19 protein-coding genes and 1 pseudogene are annotated in these 18,476 nt (G+C 71.2%); 10 read left to right on the top strand and 10 right to left on the bottom strand.

What is annotated here, in order from left to right; genetic code table 11:
- Positions 1–2: 2 nt before the first annotated feature.
- Entirely contained in the window at positions 3–1,379 is a 1,377-nt protein-coding gene (locus ABD363_RS21225) for an NsdA family TPR-like regulatory protein (RefSeq protein ID WP_344605927.1), read from the bottom strand.
- Positions 1,380–1,590: 211 nt separating this feature from the next.
- Here ABD363_RS21225 and ABD363_RS21220 point away from each other — a divergent pair, with 211 nt between their 5' ends.
- Positions 1,591–2,151, top strand: coding sequence for an ATP-binding protein (locus tag ABD363_RS21220; protein ID WP_344605973.1), 561 nt, complete (start codon positions 1,591–1,593; stop codon positions 2,149–2,151).
- Between the two features lie 326 nt (positions 2,152–2,477).
- Entirely contained in the window at positions 2,478–2,756 is a 279-nt protein-coding gene (locus ABD363_RS21215; protein WP_344605920.1) for a hypothetical protein, read from the top strand.
- A gap of 410 nt (positions 2,757–3,166) precedes the next feature.
- Here the strand turns inward: ABD363_RS21215 and ABD363_RS21210 are convergent, their stop codons facing one another.
- A complete protein-coding gene (locus tag ABD363_RS21210; protein ID WP_344605918.1) occupies positions 3,167–3,946 on the bottom strand; it encodes a GntR family transcriptional regulator in 780 nt (259 codons plus the stop codon).
- A gap of 164 nt (positions 3,947–4,110) precedes the next feature.
- Between ABD363_RS21210 and ABD363_RS21205 the strand changes: the two genes are divergently transcribed.
- The 4 genes from ABD363_RS21205 to ABD363_RS21190 all read left to right on the top strand — a co-directional run bounded on the left by ABD363_RS21205 (position 4,111) and on the right by ABD363_RS21190 (position 7,608).
- Positions 4,111–4,455, top strand: coding sequence for an SCO3933 family regulatory protein (locus ABD363_RS21205; protein WP_344605916.1), 345 nt, complete (start codon positions 4,111–4,113; stop codon positions 4,453–4,455).
- Positions 4,455–5,756, top strand: a complete 1,302-nt coding sequence (locus tag ABD363_RS21200; protein WP_344605914.1) for an FtsK/SpoIIIE domain-containing protein — start codon at positions 4,455–4,457, stop codon at positions 5,754–5,756. Before ABD363_RS21205 ends, ABD363_RS21200 begins: the two co-directional genes overlap by 1 nt.
- Positions 5,753–5,950 carry a hypothetical protein gene (locus ABD363_RS21195; protein ID WP_344605912.1) on the top strand — a complete coding sequence of 66 codons (198 nt, stop codon included), beginning with the start codon at positions 5,753–5,755 and terminating at the stop codon, positions 5,948–5,950. Before ABD363_RS21200 ends, ABD363_RS21195 begins: the two co-directional genes overlap by 4 nt.
- Positions 5,951–6,249: 299 nt before the next feature.
- Positions 6,250–7,608: a replication initiator gene (locus tag ABD363_RS21190; RefSeq protein WP_344605971.1), complete on the top strand. Its 1,359-nt coding sequence runs from the start codon at positions 6,250–6,252 to the stop codon at positions 7,606–7,608.
- Between the two features lie 185 nt (positions 7,609–7,793).
- Here the strand turns inward: ABD363_RS21190 and ABD363_RS21185 are convergent, their stop codons facing one another.
- The 4 genes and pseudogenes from ABD363_RS21185 to ABD363_RS21170 form a co-directional block, all read right to left on the bottom strand.
- On the bottom strand, positions 7,794–9,314 hold the full coding sequence (locus ABD363_RS21185) for a recombinase family protein (RefSeq protein ID WP_344605910.1): 1,521 nt from the start codon (positions 9,312–9,314) through the stop codon (positions 7,794–7,796).
- Between the two features lie 18 nt (positions 9,315–9,332).
- Positions 9,333–9,506, bottom strand: a pseudogene (locus tag ABD363_RS21180) (DUF4291 family protein); the annotation flags it as partial.
- Positions 9,507–9,689: 183 nt separating this feature from the next.
- A complete protein-coding gene (msrA, locus tag ABD363_RS21175) occupies positions 9,690–10,358 on the bottom strand; it encodes a peptide-methionine (S)-S-oxide reductase MsrA (protein WP_344605908.1) in 669 nt (222 codons plus the stop codon).
- A 92-nt stretch (positions 10,359–10,450) separates the two neighbouring features.
- Positions 10,451–11,569, bottom strand: coding sequence for a hypothetical protein (locus ABD363_RS21170; RefSeq protein WP_344605906.1), 1,119 nt, complete (start codon positions 11,567–11,569; stop codon positions 10,451–10,453).
- 152 nt (positions 11,570–11,721) lie between these two features.
- On the opposite strand from ABD363_RS21170, the gene ABD363_RS21165 reads away from it, so the two are divergent.
- Positions 11,722–12,876, top strand: a complete 1,155-nt coding sequence (locus ABD363_RS21165) for a cystathionine gamma-synthase (protein WP_344605904.1) — start codon at positions 11,722–11,724, stop codon at positions 12,874–12,876.
- A gap of 12 nt (positions 12,877–12,888) precedes the next feature.
- Here the strand turns inward: ABD363_RS21165 and ABD363_RS21160 are convergent, their stop codons facing one another.
- The 3 genes from ABD363_RS21160 to ABD363_RS21150 form a co-directional block, all read right to left on the bottom strand.
- Positions 12,889–13,137, bottom strand: coding sequence for a hypothetical protein (locus ABD363_RS21160; RefSeq protein ID WP_344605902.1), 249 nt, complete (start codon positions 13,135–13,137; stop codon positions 12,889–12,891).
- Positions 13,138–13,165: 28 nt separating this feature from the next.
- Positions 13,166–13,663 (bottom strand): sigma factor-like helix-turn-helix DNA-binding protein, encoded by a 498-nt coding sequence (locus tag ABD363_RS21155; protein WP_344605900.1) that lies wholly within the window; start codon positions 13,661–13,663, stop codon positions 13,166–13,168.
- 199 nt (positions 13,664–13,862) lie between these two features.
- Positions 13,863–14,372, bottom strand: a complete 510-nt coding sequence (locus ABD363_RS21150) for a MarR family winged helix-turn-helix transcriptional regulator (RefSeq protein WP_344605969.1) — start codon at positions 14,370–14,372, stop codon at positions 13,863–13,865.
- Positions 14,373–14,534: 162 nt separating this feature from the next.
- Here ABD363_RS21150 and ilvA point away from each other — a divergent pair, with 162 nt between their 5' ends.
- The 3 genes from ilvA (at position 14,535) to ABD363_RS21135 (ending at position 17,807) form a co-directional block, all read left to right on the top strand.
- Positions 14,535–15,764: a threonine ammonia-lyase gene (ilvA, locus tag ABD363_RS21145; protein ID WP_344605898.1), complete on the top strand. Its 1,230-nt coding sequence runs from the start codon at positions 14,535–14,537 to the stop codon at positions 15,762–15,764.
- A 184-nt stretch (positions 15,765–15,948) separates the two neighbouring features.
- On the top strand, positions 15,949–16,959 hold the full coding sequence (locus tag ABD363_RS21140; protein ID WP_344605896.1) for an ATP-binding cassette domain-containing protein: 1,011 nt from the start codon (positions 15,949–15,951) through the stop codon (positions 16,957–16,959).
- Entirely contained in the window at positions 16,956–17,807 is an 852-nt protein-coding gene (locus ABD363_RS21135) for an ABC transporter permease (RefSeq protein WP_344605894.1), read from the top strand. The genes ABD363_RS21140 and ABD363_RS21135 overlap by 4 nt, the downstream gene beginning before the upstream one ends.
- A 109-nt stretch (positions 17,808–17,916) precedes the next feature.
- Here the strand turns inward: ABD363_RS21135 and greA are convergent, their stop codons facing one another.
- A complete protein-coding gene (gene greA / locus ABD363_RS21130; protein WP_344605892.1) occupies positions 17,917–18,414 on the bottom strand; it encodes a transcription elongation factor GreA in 498 nt (165 codons plus the stop codon).
- Between the last annotated feature and the right edge of the window lie 62 nt (positions 18,415–18,476).

Raw genomic sequence — 18,476 nt, 5'->3', positions numbered from 1 at the left:
TGTTATTCGTCCTCGTCGTCCAGGCGGGCGAGTGCTTCGCTGACTCGCTCGTTGAAGGCGACGACGGCGGGGTGGGTGGCGTGCGCGCTGACCTCTGCCTGGAAGTCGGTCACGTAACGCTGGAAGCGGGAGGACTGGAGGGAGTCGCCGTCGTCCACGGCAAGGCTGGCTGTGGTGACGGCGGCTTCCAGGTCGCCGTTCAGGAGTTGGCTCTGGGCGAGCACCATGCGGCAGAAACCGAGGCTGCGGGCGTACTGGGGATCGGTGCTGTCGACGGCGCGCTGTGCGTGCTCGACGGCTTCCCGACGCATCTTCAGATCTCGGAAGCAGTGGCAGAACTCGCCCAGTAGTTCGGCGTCGTCGAAGTAGCTCAGCCATGCGGGGTCGTCGGCGGTGTCGGCCTGCTCGAAGTGCTGTTCGGCTTGGTTCATGGCACGGCCGGCTCCGACCCGGTCACCTGCGTTGGACAGGGCGCGGGCCTCCATCGCCCAGTAGTTTGCCATGGCGCGCGGGGTGGCTCGGCCCTTGGCTCCTTCGACGGCGGCGCGGGCGAGCTGGAGGGCTTGGGTGCGGTTGCCCAGGTAGTTGGCCTGGTGGCTGAGGTTACCGAGGATGCGGGCGCCGAACATGCGGTCGTCGATAACCTGGGACAGGCGCAGGGTGGAGGTGAGGTAGCGGTGGGCGAGTCGGTGGTTTCCGACGTCGTACGCGGTCCACGCGAGCAACTGGGACACCTCGGCGGCGGCGCTGAACAGCGCGTGGCCTACCTTCTCGCTGTAGCTGGCGCTGAGCAGCGGTAGGACTTCGTGGCGGAAGTAGTGGCGTAGGGCCCGGTGCCCGTGGCCTCCGCCGTACTTGAAGTCGAGCTGCATGAACGTGGCGGCGGCGTCTCTGATCGCGCGCACATCGCGCATGCCGACCCGTTGATGGGTGGGGCGGTCGGCCTGGATTCCATCGGGGCGCGCGATCATCCAGGAGAGGACTGCGGCGCTGAGGTCGGCGTCCGCTACGACCAGACGGTCGGTGACCGCCTCCTCGGCGCGCTCCTGGGCGAGTCCGTCCAGCATGGACAGCACCTCGGGGACCGTGCTCGGGTAGCCGACGGGATCGGGGGCGATCGGCTGGGTGTGGTCGAAGAACCCGAGATCGGCCGGTGTGATGCGGCGACCCAGTTTCGAGCTGAGCACATCCGCCATGATTGCCGCGGTCTGAGGCTGGATGCCGGCGCCGTCCCGCCATCGCTGTACTGAGACGTGCGTGGTCCCCAGAGTGATGCCGCGCTGGCCTGCGGCGTCCTTCATCCGCTTGGCAAGGCCCTTGTTCGAGACCTTCGCCTCGTCCATGACTGCGATCAACTTCGCGTTCGGCTCTCGGCTCATGCTCCCCTGCCAACCCGAGAATGACGGCGAGTGTTCATGGTGTCACAGCGCTCTCGCCTTGGGGGTTCATTGATGAACCCCCTTTGCCTTTGCCGGTGTTCACGTGAACCCCCTGGTGAACGCTCCCGGCCAGGTCCGTGGGGTCGTGTACTGGCTTGCGTGACGCAACCGGTGCCGTACGAGCCGCCTTGGGCTCGCGGAAGGGGACATGATGGATGCGGGCAAGGTCGAGTGGCTGGCGGGTGAACTGGATGCCTACACGCACTGGTTCGCGGCGCCGGATGCCTCCACCGGTGGGCACTTCCTGACGTTCACGCTGTTCGCCGAGTCCGATGACACGGCGCGCACGGCGCGGGACATGACGGCGGTGTTCCTGCGTGGTGCGGGTGCTGACGCGGTCGTGGATGACGTCCGGCTGGTCGTCTCGGAACTCGTCGGCAACGTGGTGAACCACGCGGTGCCGGATCGCCACCTGGCACAGGCCGGCGGCTGCCGACGTATCGACGTGACCTTCAAGTTGTGGCCGAAGTGGCTGTTCATCGGCGTCGGTGACGAGGACTCGACACCCCCGCTGCTTCCGGCCGGGGAGGGGTTCTCGCCGTCGCTGGCGGGGGAGCTGGCGGAAGCGATACTGCCCGACACCGGCCGCGGCCTGCTCATCGCCCAGCGGCTGGCGACATCGGTCTGGTGGGCGCCGGAGGAACGGGGCGGCAAGACCGTGTGGTGCCGCTTCGACCTGGACGGCACGGCGGGCGACGCCCCGCCTTCCTGATCTCCGGGGTGGCGCCCCGTCTCACTCCTTCGCGATCGGGAGTGGGTGGTGCCCCGGAAACCGGCCGGAGTCTGACCCCTCCGGCCACGGAGCGCGGCCCTCGCGGTTCATCACACCGGATCCCCGCCGGAGCGGGGGCCGCGCTTCACAACCCCATACCGAGACCGGACCACCCCCGCGCCTGCCAGCAACCGGGGTGGTCCGGGAGGGGACGCAGCGGTCCCCGGTGCCTGATGGTACCGGGGCCGCTGTGCTGCGTCGCTTCTGGCCCTGAACAAAAGCAAGTTGACGAGCCGTTATCGGCAAGAGGGCTGAGGTGGGAACGCGTGACCGGCGCGGGTGAGGAATGGATCGGTGACGGGCTGCACGACATCGAGGGCACGGACGCTGTCCTGTGGACGCCCGGTGTCGACTACATCGGAGGTTGGCGGGAGGCTCGGGAGGCTGCCGACCGGCTGAACCGGGCGCTCCTCGACGTCGGCTTCGAGCTGTCGACCATGCGGGCCGTCGCCTCCACGGACGACAAGGGGCGGGGCGTCGTCCGGCTGGCGGGCTGGCCGGACGCCGTGAACCGGCTCGCTGCGCTCCTGGAGTCCGCCGTATGAAAGGCGGCTTCGCTGGTGAGCGGCGCACGTGGGCACGTCGCCGGCCGGAGAGACTTTGGGCGGGAGCTGCCATGGGGCGAGTGAACAGGGGGCCCTACGCTGGTCCGGCGAATCGGGCAGGCACTGGTCCTGCCCGCGTATGTGCCCGATGGGCCCCCTGTTCTTCGAGGCTCGCCCCATGGTGGCTGCCTAAAGTCTCGGAGGCCGGCGACCCCCGGCCCACCACGCCCCGGCCCTTGGCGGCCGGTCGACGCCTCGACTCCTCGGGCGTGCTGTGGGTCGGGGCGCTCGGCGACCGGCCGGGACCGGCGCCCACGCCGCACGCCCGGCCGGGGCGGCCGGGCGCCCCGGCGCGCCGCAGGCGCGCCCTTGAGGAAGTAAAGGCTGTTTCGACCGATCATCGCTGCCGGTCAGGTGCGGGCGCGTCGTGCGGGCTGCTTGTCGGCGGCGATCCGGTAGGCGGCTTCGGCGCGGTCGGCACCGATGCGGAGTTCTTCGAGGATCAGGGCGCGGTCGTCGGTGCCGTGCGTGATGCGGGACAGGTGCAGGATCGGAGTCGCGTCGGGGAGCTGGAGCGCGGTGCGCTCATCGGGCAGCGGCATGCGGGCCCGTACCGTCTCCGTCCACGACAGGGTGTGCCCGTCCTGGGCGAGCAGGCGGTAGATCGCTGCCGGATGCGTGCCCGGTTCTTCGACGAGCTGGGGGACGGTCTCGGCGACTTCGAACGGAATCAGGGTGCGGTGCATGGCGCGCGCCCCGGTGCCGGGATCGGCGAGCAGCCGGTCACAACCGAACAGGGCTTCTTCTTCGTCGAGGTGGAGGAGCCGGCCGGTGGCCTTGGTGGTGCGGGTGCGGTAGGTGCTCGGCTGTTCGGCCACGTTCCAGAGATCGCCGTTGGGCATGGTGAACGTGCCGTCCGGTGTGCGGGTGATGCGCCGTTCGAGGGTGAGCGCGGGCTGACCGTCGGAGCGGACGAAACTGCCCTTGCCGTGGCGGACGTCAATGAGCCCTTCCGCACGCAGGGCCGCGATCGCGTTGCGGACGGTGGGGCGTGAGACGCCGTAACGGCCCATGAGCTGTGCTTCGGACGGCAGCAGGGAGCCGGGGGCGAACTCGCCCGTGAGGATCGCCTCGCGGATCGCGGCGGCCACCTGCTGGTAGAGGGCGCCGGGGCGCTGGATCTCCGACATCGGGTCATCTCCGGGTGAGGTCGTAGACACGTCGCACGCGCGACATCACTCGTCAGCATAAGTAGTTGCACTCGCGCCGTACAGGACTTCATAGTCGTAACTCGTAAGGACAAGTGACGTCAGAAAGAGTCTGACGTCCCGATTGGCCAGGGAGGCCAACACACATGCAGTCCATTCCCGTGGACACCACACGCCTGGGCGTACTGCGGTGCGCCATCGCGCCGGAAGCAAAGCTCACCAACCCCGAGACACAGGAGGTGAAGAGGGACCGGGACGGCAACCCGGTCTGGACGGTGGCCGTGACCGTGCGGCAGGACGGGCGGCGCATCTCCGTCATCGAGATCGCCGTGAGCGGCCAGCCGGAGGGGATCGAGGAAGGGCAGATCGTCCGGGTCACCGGCCTGACGGCGTTCGTCTGGTCGATGGGTGACCGGCATGGCGTGAGCTTCCGCGCGGACGCCATCACGCCTCTGCCCGGTCCGGCGCGTCCCAAAGGTGGTGACGCCTGATGCGGCCGGTTCTGCTCGCCTTCGCGCTCGCCGTGCTGGCGTGGGTGCTGGTCGTCGGTGACCTGGTGCGCCGGCATCGCCCGGCCTGGCACTGGTACCTGATCGGCTACCCGGTCACCGCGTGCCGGGTGGTGTTCACCTGGCGCAAGGTCGCCCTGCTCAACGACCTCGCCGTCTCCCGGCGCCCACCGCGCGGGCTGCTCGGGGACCTGGTGGTCAAGGGTGATCCGCTGCGGCCGGTGGCTCCGCGGATCTCCTTCCCCCGGGCCACCCGCATGGGCCTGACCGTGATCGTGCGCCTGCACGCGGGCCAGACCCCGGCCACCTTCCTGAAGGCGGCTGACGCGCTGGTCCACGCGTGGAAAGTTCACGCGGTGCGCGTCACCTCACCGGAACGCGGGTTCGTGCTCCTGACGGCGACGGCCACGGACCCGCTGGAGCGCCCGGGGTTGGCCACGGCACCGGCCGAACTGCTCTCCGCGCTCATCGGCGTCTTGGAGAACGGTAGCGCGTGGGTGATGAACCTGCGCCTGGTGCCGCACTGGCTCATCGCGGGGGCCACTCGGTCGGGCAAGTCCACGCTGCTGGCCCGGCTGATCACCCAACTCGCCCCGCAACCGGTCGCCCTGGTCGGCATCGACTGTAAGGGCGGCATGGAACTGGGCCTGTTCGCCGGACGACTCAGTGCCCTGGCCACCTGCCGCAGAGAGGCACTGGCCGTGCTCTCCGCGCTCGTGGTCGACATGCAGGACCGCATGAGCGCCTGCCGCTCGGCCGGCGTCCGCTCCATCTGGGAGCTCCCGGACAAGCTCCGGCCGGTGCCGGTCGTCGTGCTCGTCGACGAGATCGCGGAGCTGTACCTCTCCGACGGCACCCGTGAGAGCAGGGCAGAGGCCGAGCAGTGCTCCACGCTGCTGCTGCGGCTGGCCCAACTCGGGGCCGCGCTCGGCATGCACCTGGTGGTGGCCGGACAACGGGTCGGCTCCGACCTCGGCCCCGGCGTCACCGCCCTGCGGGCCCAGCTGAGCGGCCGGATCTGCCACCGGGTCAACGATCCCGGCACGGCAGAAATGGCCCTCGGCGATCTGAACAAAGACGCCGTGGCCGTCGCCCAGGCGATCACGGCGGAGGAACGCGGTGTCGCCGTGTGCACCGGACCGGACGGCGGCTGGAGCCGCGCCCGCTCCCACCTCACCCCCACTGAAGAAGCCGTCTCGACGGCCCGCAAGTACGCCTCGATGACCCCGGACCTGCCCATCGTCAGCCGCGCCCTTGAGGCGCTGGAAGGAGACGACAAGTGATCAACGAAGGAACGGCGTTCACGTTCGCGGTGATCTTCGGGATCATCACCGTCCTCCTCGTCCGCTCCCGCGACGTCCGCGCCTGGGAAGCGGTCTGTGTCGGCCTCTTCGGTCTCTACCTCGGCCAGACCCCCGTCGGCTTCACCGTCCACGACCTCGTCACCTGGGTCATCAGCGGCTTCTCCCACACCTGAACAGAAAGGACGCACCACCATGCCCATGCCTCGCGTGAGGTGCCCCCAGTGCAAGGGCGACGGAGCCCGCAAGACCTGGAGCGGACGCCTGCGGCGCTGCCGCATCTGCCGCGGCACCGGCACCATCCGCTGACTCAGGACGAGACCCACCACGCACACAAGGGAGTGATCCCCATGGCCAACGGCGCACCGCCCACCACCCACCGTGCCGCTTCGGCGGCCCACCCCGGAAGGTCACCACCATCACCCCGGAGTTCACCCCGGCCGACCGGCGCGCCGCCCTCGACCGCGCGGCGCGCCTGCGTCAGCTCTCCGAAACCGACCGCGACGCCATCCGCCTCGCCCAAGACCCGCAGTTCCCCCGCTGGCTGGCCCAGGTCACCGCAACCGGCGGCTGCTCCCACCCCGTCCACCTCTCCGGCTCGACCACCACCATCGACGGCACAACCGGCGAGATCCTGCACCACTACGACACCCGTGCCGAACCCGGTGAACGCCTCCTCGTCCGCTGCCGCAACCGGCGCGCCACCGTCTGCCCCGCCTGCTCCCGCCTCCACGCCGGAGACACCTTCCACCTCGTCCGCGCCGGCCTCCTCGGCGGCAAGAACGTCCCCGCAACGGTCCGCGACCGGCCTCGCCTCTTCGTCACCCTGACCGCTCCGTCCTTCGGGCCCGTCCACCGGGCGGGGGAACTATGCCGGCCGCGTCGTAACGGCGGGGCCTGCGAGCACGGGCGCCCTCTCGGCTGCGGCGCCGTCCACGCCGCGGACGCGCCGGTCGTCGGCCGATCGCTGTGCCCCGACTGCTACAACTACACCGGCCACGTGCTGTGGCACGCGCACGCCTCCAAGCTGTGGGACCGGTTCGTCATCGACGTCCGGCGCCGCCTGGCCTCCGCCGTCGGTCTCGTACAGGCCCGCTTCGCCGAGCGGGCCCGGCTGTCCTTCGCCCGAGTCGCCGAATACCAGAAGCGGGCGGCCGTCCACGTGCATGCCGTCGTCCGCCTCGACGGCCCGAACGGACCCGCCGACGAGCCCCCGGCCTGGGGCACCACAGGACTACTCGTCGACGCCGTACGCGCCTCCGCCCGGCGGGTCGTGGTCCGCACTCCGTACAGCCCGGCCGTGGGTGAGCTGGCACTGTGCTGGGGCGCCCAGATCGATGCCCGGCCTCTGAGGGCCAACGGTGACGGCCCGGACGATGACGCCGTGGCCGCATACGTCGCGAAGTACGTCACCAAAGGAGCGAGTGACATAGGCGCCGGCACCGACCACCCGCTCACCAACCGGACGGACATCGAGTCGGCACCCGTCAGCGAGCACGTCCGCACCCTCATGCGCACCTGCTGGCGCCTCGGCAGCCTCCCCGAATACGCACCCCTCCGCCTCCGCACTTGGGCCCACACCCTCGGCTACCGGGGCCACATCCTCACCAAATCCCGCGCCTACTCCACCACCTACGCGGCACTGCGCGCCGAACGCGCCCGCCACCTTGGCCACGTCGACATGCCCGACGTGGTCACCGAACGGCACTGGCGCTACGTCGGCTCCGGCCATACCCCTGGCGCTGCTCTCATAGCGGCGGGCGTCGCGGACGATCTGGCGCGCAACCGCGAAGCAGCACACAACGCGTTCCACCAGGCAGAGGTGGGCCGTTGACGAGACATGATCGTGAAGCGGAGAAGGCGCACCACCTGGACAGAGTCTGTCGCACGTTCTCGACCAAGATCGGGCCGGAATCAGCGAAGCGCCTGGTTCGTCTCCTTGGGGGACGGCCAGGCGCAAAGATCGAATGAGACAGCGGAAGGGGCCTCCATGAGGCCCCTTCTTGTCATGCCCAAGCATCAAATCCAGATGGGGTTCTGCTCGATGTCGATCCGACCGTAATCGAACTGCCTGCCCTTCCTCGTCGCCTCCTTGATTTTGACTGCCGCGAAGAGGAAGCGAATCACGGCGTTCATCCGCTGGTAGTCCTCCGCCTTCTTCAGCGCTTCCCAGCTCCGCCGTGCGTGCGGACCCACAAGTCCGTCCAGAACCTCCGCGGCAGGACGCACGATCATCTTGCGTTCCACTTCAGCGATGCGCGCCTCAACGGTCTTGCGCATCTCGCGGTACTCCCGTGTCCTGAGCTCCTGGCTCTCCCACATGTCCTTGAGCTCGTCCAGCTCGCGACGGTCGGCCTCGATCGCGGCCTGATCCTCCTCCGACAGTTGGGAAGGCGTCGGAACCTCGGTCAGGTCAAGGCGTTCAAGGAGGTTGACGGCGGCTTCGCTCACGAAGTCCTCCAGGATGGGCGCCGAGATCACCCTGTTGCAGCGCTGGGCGTCGAGCCTGTGGGTGTGGCGATTGCAGACGTACTTAGCTCCGCTTCCGCCTGATCCGCCCATGATCCGGCCGCATCCCGTACAGGTGACCACGCCACGCAGCAGGTAGAACCTGCTCGGTTGCTTGCCGGCTGCCAACTTCGCAGCCCGGTAGGCACGGCGTTCCCGCACCTCCTGCCACATGCCCCGGTCGATGATCGCGGGCCACTCGCCATCCCCGATCTCCTCACCCCGGAAGATGCGGATACCGGCGACGTGGCGGCTGTCGAGCACGTCCCGCACCCGCGGGGCACCCCAGTTGCGGCCTTCGGCGGTCTTCTCGCCACGCTCGAAGAGATCCTTGGCAAGCTGGACCGGGCTCACGCCGTCGAGATAGCGAGTGAAGATCTCCCGCACGATGGCGGCCTCTTCGGGGATGATCACCGTGCCGGTCTTGTCGTACCCGTAGCGGCGCCTGCCGGTGTGCGGCCTTCCCTCCTGGGCGCGGTCAATCATGGAGTCGATCAGCCGGCGCGAGGTGTCGTCGCTGGAGCGGCACGCGTGCGCGACCTCGATGCGGAGGAAGAACCGGTCATCCGGGTCCGCGAGATCACGTCGGTTCGCCTGGCCGTGCAACGTGATGTCGTGATCGTCGGCGATCTGCAACAACTCTTCGAGATCGCGTGGCTGACGCATCAGTCGGTCGGGGTGGTACGTGAGCACGTGACGGATGCGGCCCTGGCCGGCCTCGGCGAGAAGGGCGTCCCACCCTGGGCGCTTGCGCTTGCGCTGCCACGCCGACCGGTTGTTGTCTACGAAGACCTGGTCCTCGGCGACGACGAGACCCAGGCGCTCGGCCACGTCACGGCAGATGCGCTCCTGACGCTCCACGCCGGTCTGGTCGTCGTCGTTCACATGAGAGATGCGGCAGTAGATCGCGGCGGACTCTCCAGTCCAGTTGGAACGGTGCCGCTTCGCACGCTGCGCGCCGGCTGCCTGCCTGGCTCGGAGGGCCCGCCGTAACTGGGCGTCTGTCTGCTGGTTCGCGTCTTCTTCGGCCATGGAAAGAGGTTATGAGCGCGGCTTGATCCAGGTCATCCGGTCCCGCTTCCACGCGGCGGGAAACCGCCCTTCCCGGACGGCGGGCAGGCCGAGCTCCGGAGAGTACGCCTGGTAGACGGTGATCGTGGACGCCGTGTGGAGCGCCCGGATCCCGTGTCGCGGTTCTTCCATGGCGTACAGGGTGGGCTCGATCGCTTCCCGCAGGCCATCGATTTTCGATGCGTCGCGGACCGTGCGCCCGGGGCGCGCCGGGCGGGACGCGGGCGCACCAGCCCGCCACCCGCGTCCGCGGGACCTGCAAGGGCAGGGCCCCGCCGACCGGATCGGAACCGGCCGGCGGGCCTCAGCGGTGCCGTCGCCTCGGGCGCGGCGGGCTCAGCCGGCTGCCTCGGCGACGCCGACCGGGCAGGACACCCCGGTCCCGCCCAGTCCGCAGTACCCGGCCGGGTTCTTGTCCAGGTACTGCTGGTGGTACGCCTCCGCCGGATAGAACGGGCGGCCCTGCGCCGGGAGGATCTCCGTGGTGATCGTGCCGTAGCCGGAGGACGTGAGGACCTTCTGGTAGGCCTCGCGGGAGGCTTCGGCGGCGGCGGCCTGCTCCGGGGTGTGGGTGTAGATCGCCGAGCGGTACTGCGTGCCCACGTCGTTGCCCTGGCGGAAGCCCTGGGTGGGGTCGTGGGACTCCCAGAAGGTCTTCAGGAGCCCGGCGTAGGAGATCGCCTTCGGGTCGAACACCACGCGGACCGCCTCCGTGTGGCCGGTCAGGCCCGAGCAGACCTCCTCGTAGGTGGGGTTCTCGGTGTAGCCGCCCTGGTAGCCGACCAGGGTCGTCCACACGCCGGCGGGGAGCTGCCAGAACTTGCGCTCGGCGCCCCAGAAGCAGCCCAGGCCGAAGTCGGCCACCTCCAGGCCCTCGGGGTAGGGGCCGAGGAGCGGGGTGCCGAGGACGGTGTGGCGGTCGGGGACCGTGAACGCCGGTTCCGGGCGGCCGCGCAGGGCCTGCTCGGGGGTCGGCAGCTGGGGTGTACGGCTGTACAGGAACATGCGGTCTCCAATCGGGGCGACGTCCGGGTCAACACGCCCGGACGTCCCGGAATTCCGCTCCCTCGCGCGGCGCCCGCGCCGGTCCGGCCGGCTCAGTGCGACAGCGTCGCCGGGCTGCCGCCGTTCGCCTCGTAGCCCGCCACCGCCAGCGCCCGGTAGACCGCGAACTCCGCGGCCGGGTCGGCGGACAGGGTCCAGGGCAGGGCGCCGACGTGGCCGTCGACGTGTACCAGCTGCTGCATGGCCTCCGCCCAGCGCTCTGAGCGGACCAGGAAGAAGACCAGCAGATGGCGGACGTGGGCCAGCATCGGGTCGTCGGGGCGGGCCGAGTGGACCGCGTGCAGCGCGCCGTGGATCGCCTTCGTCACCACCTCGCTCTGCCAGAAGCTGCTGACCAGCGTCACCTCGGGCAGGTGCTCGAAGACCGCGAAGAGGGGCATGGCCGCGAGCAGCGAGCCCTGGGGGGCGCGGGCCGCCGCGGCCTCCGCGAACGAGTACGCCAGCTCGCGCGAGCCGTGCCACTTCTCGCACCAGTAGTGCAGCGCGGCCAGGTGCGCGCCCATGTGGGCCGGCGCCCGGTCCAGGATCTTCAGCCAGAGCTGCTCGAACTCCTGCCGGGAGTAGGCCAGGCCGCGGGCCACCGACAGCTCGATGATGTACGGGACGGGGTCGCCGGGGGCCAGCAGCGCCGCGTCGCCGCACGCCGCCTTCGCCTCCTCCATGATGATCCGGAACTCGTCCGTGCCGGGCGTCGCCGTCCGCCACGCCTGCTGCACCAGGAACTCGGCGTGCACCGCCGCGCCGCCGGCGTCCTTGGGCGCCTCGGTCCGCCACACCCGCAGCCACTGCCCGCCCGGTGCCTCGCTCACCCCGCCGGGCCGCTGCTGCAGCTCCAGCGACGCGGCGCCCGCGAAGGCCTGCACGCGCTGCCAGCGCAGCTCGCCCTGCGTCTCCGTACCGGCGAGGAGCTGGGCCGCGGCCTTGTAGTCCTGGGTGCGCTGCACCAGGTCCAGGACGTCCAGCAGGTCCTGGTCGGGCCCCGGCATGCGGATGTCCAGCTGCTCCTCGCGGACGAAGCCGTAGTTCGCCGGGTCCGCGGCGTCCGGATGGTCGGGCGACACCAGTCCGACCGCGCCGCGCCCGCGCCGCAGGAAAGGCAGCAGCACGAAACCGAGCAGGACCAGCGCCATCAGGACCCAGAGAATCTCCATGCCTCCAGCGTTCCAGACGCCGCCGGCAATTGGCCAACCTGGTCGCCGCGCCGGTGGAGAACTCCGGCGGCCCCGCTCGGGGCGCCGGTTCCCGCGGTGCCCGCGCCCTGTCGTCCGTCACCTCCGCCGCGGGCGCACTACCCTCGGTGCCCATGAGCGACAGGCACATCAGTCAGCATTTCGAGACCCTCGCCATCCACGCGGGCAACACCGCCGACCCCCTCACCGGTGCGGTCGTCCCACCGATCTACCAGGTGTCCACCTACAAGCAGGACGGCGTCGGCGGCCTGCGCGGCGGCTACGAGTACAGCCGCAGCGCCAACCCGACCCGGACGGCCCTGGAGGAGAACCTCGCCGCCCTGGAGGGCGGTCGCCGCGGCCTCGCGTTCGCGTCCGGACTGGCGGCCGAGGACTGCCTGTTGCGTACGCTGCTCAGCCCCGGCGACCACGTGGTCATCCCCGACGACGCGTACGGCGGCACGTTCCGCCTCTTCGCCAAGGTCGTCGCCCGGTGGGGCGTGGAGTGGTCGGTCGCCGACACCGGCGACCCCGCCGCGGTGCGGGCCGCCCTCACCCCGAAGACCAAGGCCGTGTGGGTGGAGACGCCCTCCAACCCGCTGCTCGGCATCACCGACATCGCCGCCGTCGCTCAGGTCACCCGGGACGCGGGCGTCCGCCTCGTCGTCGACAACACCTTCGCCACGCCGTACCTCCAGCAGCCGCTGGCGCTCGGCGCGGACGTCGTCGTGCACTCCCTGACCAAGTACATGGGCGGCCACTCCGACGTCGTCGGCGGCGCGCTGATCACCGACGACCCCGAGCTGGGCGAGGAGCTGGCCTTCCACCAGAACGCGATGGGCGCGGTCGCCGGGCCCTTCGACTCCTGGCTGGTGCTGCGCGGCACCAAGACGCTCGCCGTGCGCATGGACCGGCACAGCGAGAACGCCGGGCGGATCGCCGAGATGCTGAGCCGGCACCCGCGCGTGACGCGGGTCCTGTACCCGGGGCTGCCGGACCACCCCGGCCACGAGGTCGCCGCCAAGCAGATGAAGGCGTTCGGCGGCATGGTGTCGTTCCGGGTCGAGGGCGGCGAGGAGGCGGCCGTCGAGGTCTGCAACCGCGCCCGGGTGTTCACGCTCGGCGAGTCCCTGGGCGGCGTGGAGTCGCTGATCGAGCACCCCGGTCGCATGACGCACGCCTCCGCGGCCGGTTCGGCCCTGGAGGTGCCCTCCGACCTGGTGCGCCTGTCCGTGGGCATCGAGAACGTCGACGACCTGCTGGAGGACCTGAAGCAGGCGCTCGGCTAGTCCGGCCGGGTCTCACCAGCCCGTCAGGGGTGGGGACGTCCTCGACGGCGGCTCCGCCCAGGGGCGGGCCGTCACCGCCCACACCGCGAACGCCACGGCCGCCGCGCACAGCAGCAGCCACAGCAGGCGGCGCGCGAGCGTCCTGCGCCGCAGCAGGCGCCCGCCTTGCCGCACGGCGTCCGCGCACAGTCCGGGCGGCACCCGTGGCGCCCCCCGCGCCATGATCCGCCGCACGGCGGCCTCCTGCTCGGGCCGGTTCACGTACGCCTCCCGGTGCCGGGCCGCCGGTTCACGGCGCCGCCGCCGCCGGCCCGGCCGCCGCGGGTCCCCGCGGCGGATGCAGCAGGGTCGCCGTCGCCCGGTCGCAGACCGCGCGGACCCGGTCCGCGGACAGGCCCAGCAGGGCCGCCGTCGGTTCCTCGGCGACGCCCTCGTACAGCCTGAGGACCAGGACCAGGCGCTCCTGCGGGGTGAGCCGGGCCAGGGTGCCGGCGGGGTGCGGGCGGGCCCGGCCGAAGCCGCCGTACCGGTGCCAGGACGCGCGGGCGAACCGGTCGACCAGATGCCGGCGGGCACGGTCGTACGGGTCTTCCCCGCGCAGCCGGTCCCAGTGCGCGTACGTGTGGGCCAGGGCCAGGGTCAGCAGGTGCCGCGCGCGCGGGTTGTCGTCCGGCGCCTCGGCCGTGAGCAGGGTCGCGGCGTGCAGCAGCCGTCCTGCCGCGCCCGCGACGAACGCCTCGAACTCCCGGGCCCGCCGGGCGCTCCGGGACGCCTGCCGTTCGAGCACCGCGCCTCCCCTCCCTGGGGTCCTCGCAGGAAGGCCCCGCCGCGGACGGGACGACGGGGTGCCGACAGCCGTGCGCCCGCGCACGGGACGGGCCCGGTCCCGCACGGGCCGGGTCCCATGGGAGACCGGCGGCGGCCGGTCGGTCAAGAGCCGGGCGGCACGCGCGTGCGGGCACGGCGGGCGCCGGCCCCCCGCGCGCTCAGGAGGAGGACGGCGGAGCCTCCGGCGCCGGCGCCCCCTGGGCGGTCATGCGGGCGGAGAGGGCGCTGTTGAAGCGGGTGAGGAGCGCGCAGAACGCCTCGCGCTCCTCCGGCGCCCAGTCGTGGGTCAGCTCGGCCATCAGCCGGCGCCGGGAGGAGCGCACCTCCTCCAGCCGCGACAGGCCGCGCGGGGACAGCTGGAGCACCACCGCACGCCCGTCCTCGGGGTGCGAGGTGCGCTTGACGAGCCCGGTGTCGACGAGCGGGGCCACCTGGCGGGTGACCGTGGAGGAATCGATGCCCATGCTCGCGGCGAGCGCCTTGACGCCCATCGGGCCCTCCTTGTCGAGGCGGTTGAGCAGCAGATAGGCGGCGCGGTCCATGGAGTTGCGCACCTGCCCGACCCCGCCGAGCCGGGTCTGCTCGGCACGGCGGGCGAACACCGCCACCTCGTGCTGCAACGCGTCGAGAAGACCGGTGTCACCGACGGTCGTCATGTCCATCGACATGTCAGGTGTTGTGGGCATGGCCGGGGGCTCACTTCGTGGAGGTCTGCTAATTGGGGGACAGGGTACGCGGCCGGGCGGCGGGCCGTGCCGGCGCTGCGCGAAGCGGGTCTCGGAGGTTGGTCGCAACCGCCCGGGCCGCGGGCGAACTGCGATGCTTGGGGCATGAGCTACAGCACGGCCGACTCCCTGCGGTCCGTCACCCTCGACGACGTGCGGGGTGCCCAGAAGATGCTGTCGGGCGTGGCGCGGACGACCGCGCTGGAGGGCAGCAGGCACCTGTCCCGGCTGGTCGGCGCGCCGGTCCACCTCAAGTGCGAGAACCTCCAGCGGACGGGGTCGTTCAAGCTGCGCGGCGCGTACGTCCGCATCGCCGGGCTGCTGCCCGAGGAGCGGGCGGCCGGCGTCGTCGCCGCGAGCGCGGGCAACCACGCGCAGGGCGTCGCCCTGGCGTCCTCGCTGCTGGGCGTGCGCGCCACGGTGTTCATGCCGAGGGGCGCCCCGCTGCCCAAGATCAGCGCGACGCGGGAGTACGGCGCCGAGGTGCGCCTGCACGGCCAGGTCGTCGACGAGACGCTGGCCGCCGCGCAGGAGTACGCGGCCGAGACGGGCGCGGTGTTCATCCACCCCTTCGACCACCCCGACGTCATCGCCGGCCAGGGCACGGTCGGCCTGGAGATCCTGGAGCAGTGCCCCGAGGTGCGCACGATCGTCGTCGGCGTCGGCGGAGGCGGGCTGGCGGCCGGGATCGCGGTCGCGGTGAAGGAGCTGCGGCCCGAGGTGCGGATCGTGGGCGTGCAGGCTCAGGGCGCGGCGGCCTATCCGCCGTCCCTCGCGGCGGGGCGCCCGGTGACGGTCGGGCAGCCGGTGACGATGGCCGACGGCATCAGGGTCGGGCGGCCCGGTGACGTGCCGTTCGGCATCGTCCGCGATCTGGTGGACGAGGTCCGCACGGTGACCGAGGACGAGCTGTCCGCCGCGCTGCTGCTGTGTCTGGAGCGGGCCAAGCTGGTCGTCGAGCCGGCCGGGGCGAGCCCGGTCGCGGCGTTGCTGGGCGATCCGGGCGCCGTCGAGGGACCGGTCGTCGCGGTGCTGTCCGGGGGCAACGTCGATCCCGTGCTGCTGCAGCGCGTCCTGCGGCACGGCATGTCCGCGCAGGGCCGCTACCTGGCCGTCCGGCTGCGGCTGACGGACCGGCCGGGCGCCCTGGCCACGCTTCTCGGGGTGCTGTCGGCGGCCGACGCCAACGTCCTCGACGTGAGCCATGTACGGACCGACCCGCGGCTCGGGCTCACGGAGGCGGAGGTCGAGCTGCACCTGGAGACGAAGGGCCCGGCGCACTGCGCCGAGGTCGGCCGGGCCCTGCGCGAGGCGGGCTACACGGTCATGGACTGACCCGGCCGCCTGCCTGCGGTGTCCGCGGAGCGCACGGGCCGCGCCCTTTCGTCACCCGTTCGAGTAAATCCATTGAGGTACGCGATACATCGCGTTACGGTGGCTTGCGCCGCCCGTGCAGCGGGCGGAGCGAGAAGCGCGACCCTGGGCTTTCCGAAGATCCCCCGACGACGTGGAGACTCATATGCCAGGCGCCATCTACGCCGAAGGCCTGGTGAAGACCTTCGGCGACGTAAGGGCACTGGACGGTGTCGACCTCGATGTCCCCGAGGGCACCGTCCTGGGCCTGCTCGGGCCGAACGGCGCGGGCAAGACGACGACCGTCCGATGCCTGACGACGCTGCTGCGCCCCGACGGCGGCAAAGCGGTCGTCGCGGGCCTCGACGTGGTCAGGCACCCCGACGCCGTACGCCGTTCCATCGGCCTGTCCGGCCAGTTCGCGGCGGTCGACGAGTACCTGACCGGCCGGGAGAACCTCCAGATGGTCGGCCAGCTGTACCAGATGAGGGCGAAGGCGGCCAAGGAGCGCGCGGCCGAGCTGCTCGACCGGTTCCACCTCACCGACGCCGCCGACCGCCCCGCGAAGACCTACTCCGGAGGCATGCGCCGCCGGCTCGACCTCGCGGCGGCCCTGGTCGTCTCGCCGCCCGTGATGTTCATGGACGAGCCGACGACCGGCCTGGACCCGCGCAACCGCCAGCAACTGTGGGACGTCATCAAGCAACTGGTCTCCGGCGGTACGACGCTGCTGCTGACCACGCAGTACCTGGAGGAGGCCGACCACCTCGCGCACGAGATAGCGGTGGTCGATCACGGCCGTGTCATCGCCAAGGGGACCTCCGACCAGCTCAAGGCCCGCACCGGCGGCGAGCGCGTCGAGGTCGTGGTGCACCGCCCCGAGCACCTCCGGGCCGCCGCCGAGGTGCTGCGCGGCTTCGGCAAGGGCGACACCGCGGTCGAGGAGCACATGCGCAAGCTCACCGTGCCCGTGACCGGCGGCGCCAAGCTGCTCGCCGAGATCATCCGCGAGCTGGACACCCGCGGCATCGAGATGGACGACATCGGCCTGCGCCGTCCGACCCTCGACGACGTCTTCCTCTCCCTGACGGGCCACGCGGCCGAGGCCGGGGACGAGGAGGGCGAGGGGCGGACGGGCGGCAGGGGATCCCGGCGCAGGAAGGAGACCGTCCAGTGAGCGCCGCCACCGACGCCGTGCGCGTCCCGCCACGGAGCAACCCGTTCGGCCGGTCGATCCGGGACTCGCTGATCGTGGCCAGGCGGAACCTGATCCGCATGGGCCGGATCCCCGAGATGCTCATCTTCGGGCTGATCCAGCCGGTCATGTTCGTGGTGCTGTTCACCTATGTGTTCGGCGGCTCGATCCAGGTCGGCTCGTCCACCTCCACCCAGGCCTACCGCGAGTTCCTGATGGCCGGCATCTTCGCCCAGACCGTCACGTTCGCCACGGCGGGCGCCGGCGCGGGCATCGCCGACGACATGCACAAGGGCCTCATCGACCGCTTCCGCTCCCTGCCCATGGCGCGTGGCGCGGTGCTGACCGGCCGCACCATCGCCGACCTGGTGCAGACGGCGCTCACCCTCGTCGTCCTGGCGGCCGTCGCCCTGATCGTCGGCTGGCGCACGCACGAGAACCTCGGCAAGGTGCTCGCCGGATTCGGCCTGCTCCTGCTGTTCGGGTACGCGTTCTCATGGATCGGCGCGCTCATCGGCCTGTCCGTGCGCACTCCTGAGGCGGCGACCTCGGGCGGCCTGATCTGGCTGTTTCCGCTGACGTTCATCTCGAACGCGTTCGTGGACGCGAACCAGATGCCGTCCTTCCTGCGGCACATCGCGGAGTGGAACCCGTTCAGCGCGGCCGTGCAGGCCTGCCGCGAGCTGTTCGGCAACCTTCCCCCGGGCTTTCGGGCACCCGACGCCTGGCCCATGCAGCACCCGGTGTGGGCTTCGCTGATCTGGTCGGTCGTGATCATCCTGATCTTCCGGACGCTGGCGGTCCGCAAGTACCGCTCGGCGGCGGCCTGACGGACCCGGCTCACGCTTCGCGCCGGTACGACGACGCCCCCGGCGTCCACGAGACGCCGGGGGCCCGTCAAGGACGATGCCGGCCGGGGCGGCCGGGGCACGGGCTCGGTCAGCCGGTGTACGGCTCGGCCTTGAGGATCCTCACCGACGCCTTCTTGCCGTTCGGCAGCTCGTACTCCGCGTCCTCGCCGACCTTGTGGCCGATGACGCCGGTGCCCAGCGGGGACTGGGGGGAGTAGGTCTCGATCTCGGCGCTCGCGTACTCGCGGGAGGCGAGCAGGAAGGTCAGGGTGTCGTCCTCGTCGCCGTCGAAGGCGATGGTCACGACCATGCCGGGGGCCACCACGCCGTCCGCCGCCGGCGGCTCGCCGACCTTGGCGTTCTCGAGGAGCTGGGTCAGCTGGCGCACACGGAGCTCCTGCTTGCCCTGCTCCTCCTTCGCCGCGTGGTACCCGCCGTTCTCACGCAGATCGCCCTCCTCGCGCGCGGCGGCGATCTTCGCGGCGATCTCCGCGCGCGCGGGACCAGTAAGGTACTCAAGCTCGTCCTTGAGCTTGTTGTACGCCTCCTGGGTCAGCCAGGTGACGTTCTCGCTGGTCTGGGTCACAGGTGCTCCTCGTAGGTACTGGGAATACAAAGCATCGCCCTACCCAGAAGCATGTTCCTTCA

The sequence above is a fragment of the Streptomyces glaucus genome (assembly GCF_039533365.1).
GTDB lineage: Bacteria > Actinomycetota > Actinomycetes > Streptomycetales > Streptomycetaceae > Streptomyces > Streptomyces glaucus.
Note: the sequence above shows the minus strand (reverse complement) of the source record. Positions and strands in the feature narration are given on the sequence as shown.

Coding starts and splice junctions, on each gene's coding strand:
- ABD363_RS21225 (WP_344605927.1), bottom strand. CDS start 1,379: ATGAGCCGAGAGCCGAACGCGAAGTTGATCGCAGTCATGGACGAGGCG.
- ABD363_RS21220 (WP_344605973.1), top strand. CDS start 1,591: ATGGATGCGGGCAAGGTCGAGTGGCTGGCGGGTGAACTGGATGCCTAC.
- ABD363_RS21210 (WP_344605918.1), bottom strand. CDS start 3,946: ATGTCGGAGATCCAGCGCCCCGGCGCCCTCTACCAGCAGGTGGCCGCC.
- ABD363_RS21205 (WP_344605916.1), top strand. CDS start 4,111: ATGCAGTCCATTCCCGTGGACACCACACGCCTGGGCGTACTGCGGTGC.
- ABD363_RS21200 (WP_344605914.1), top strand. CDS start 4,455: ATGCGGCCGGTTCTGCTCGCCTTCGCGCTCGCCGTGCTGGCGTGGGTG.
- ABD363_RS21185 (WP_344605910.1), bottom strand. CDS start 9,314: ATGGCCGAAGAAGACGCGAACCAGCAGACAGACGCCCAGTTACGGCGG.
- msrA (WP_344605908.1), bottom strand. CDS start 10,358: ATGTTCCTGTACAGCCGTACACCCCAGCTGCCGACCCCCGAGCAGGCC.
- ABD363_RS21170 (WP_344605906.1), bottom strand. CDS start 11,569: ATGGAGATTCTCTGGGTCCTGATGGCGCTGGTCCTGCTCGGTTTCGTG.
- ABD363_RS21165 (WP_344605904.1), top strand. CDS start 11,722: ATGAGCGACAGGCACATCAGTCAGCATTTCGAGACCCTCGCCATCCAC.
- ABD363_RS21150 (WP_344605969.1), bottom strand. CDS start 14,372: ATGTCGATGGACATGACGACCGTCGGTGACACCGGTCTTCTCGACGCG.
- ilvA (WP_344605898.1), top strand. CDS start 14,535: ATGAGCTACAGCACGGCCGACTCCCTGCGGTCCGTCACCCTCGACGAC.
- ABD363_RS21140 (WP_344605896.1), top strand. CDS start 15,949: ATGCCAGGCGCCATCTACGCCGAAGGCCTGGTGAAGACCTTCGGCGAC.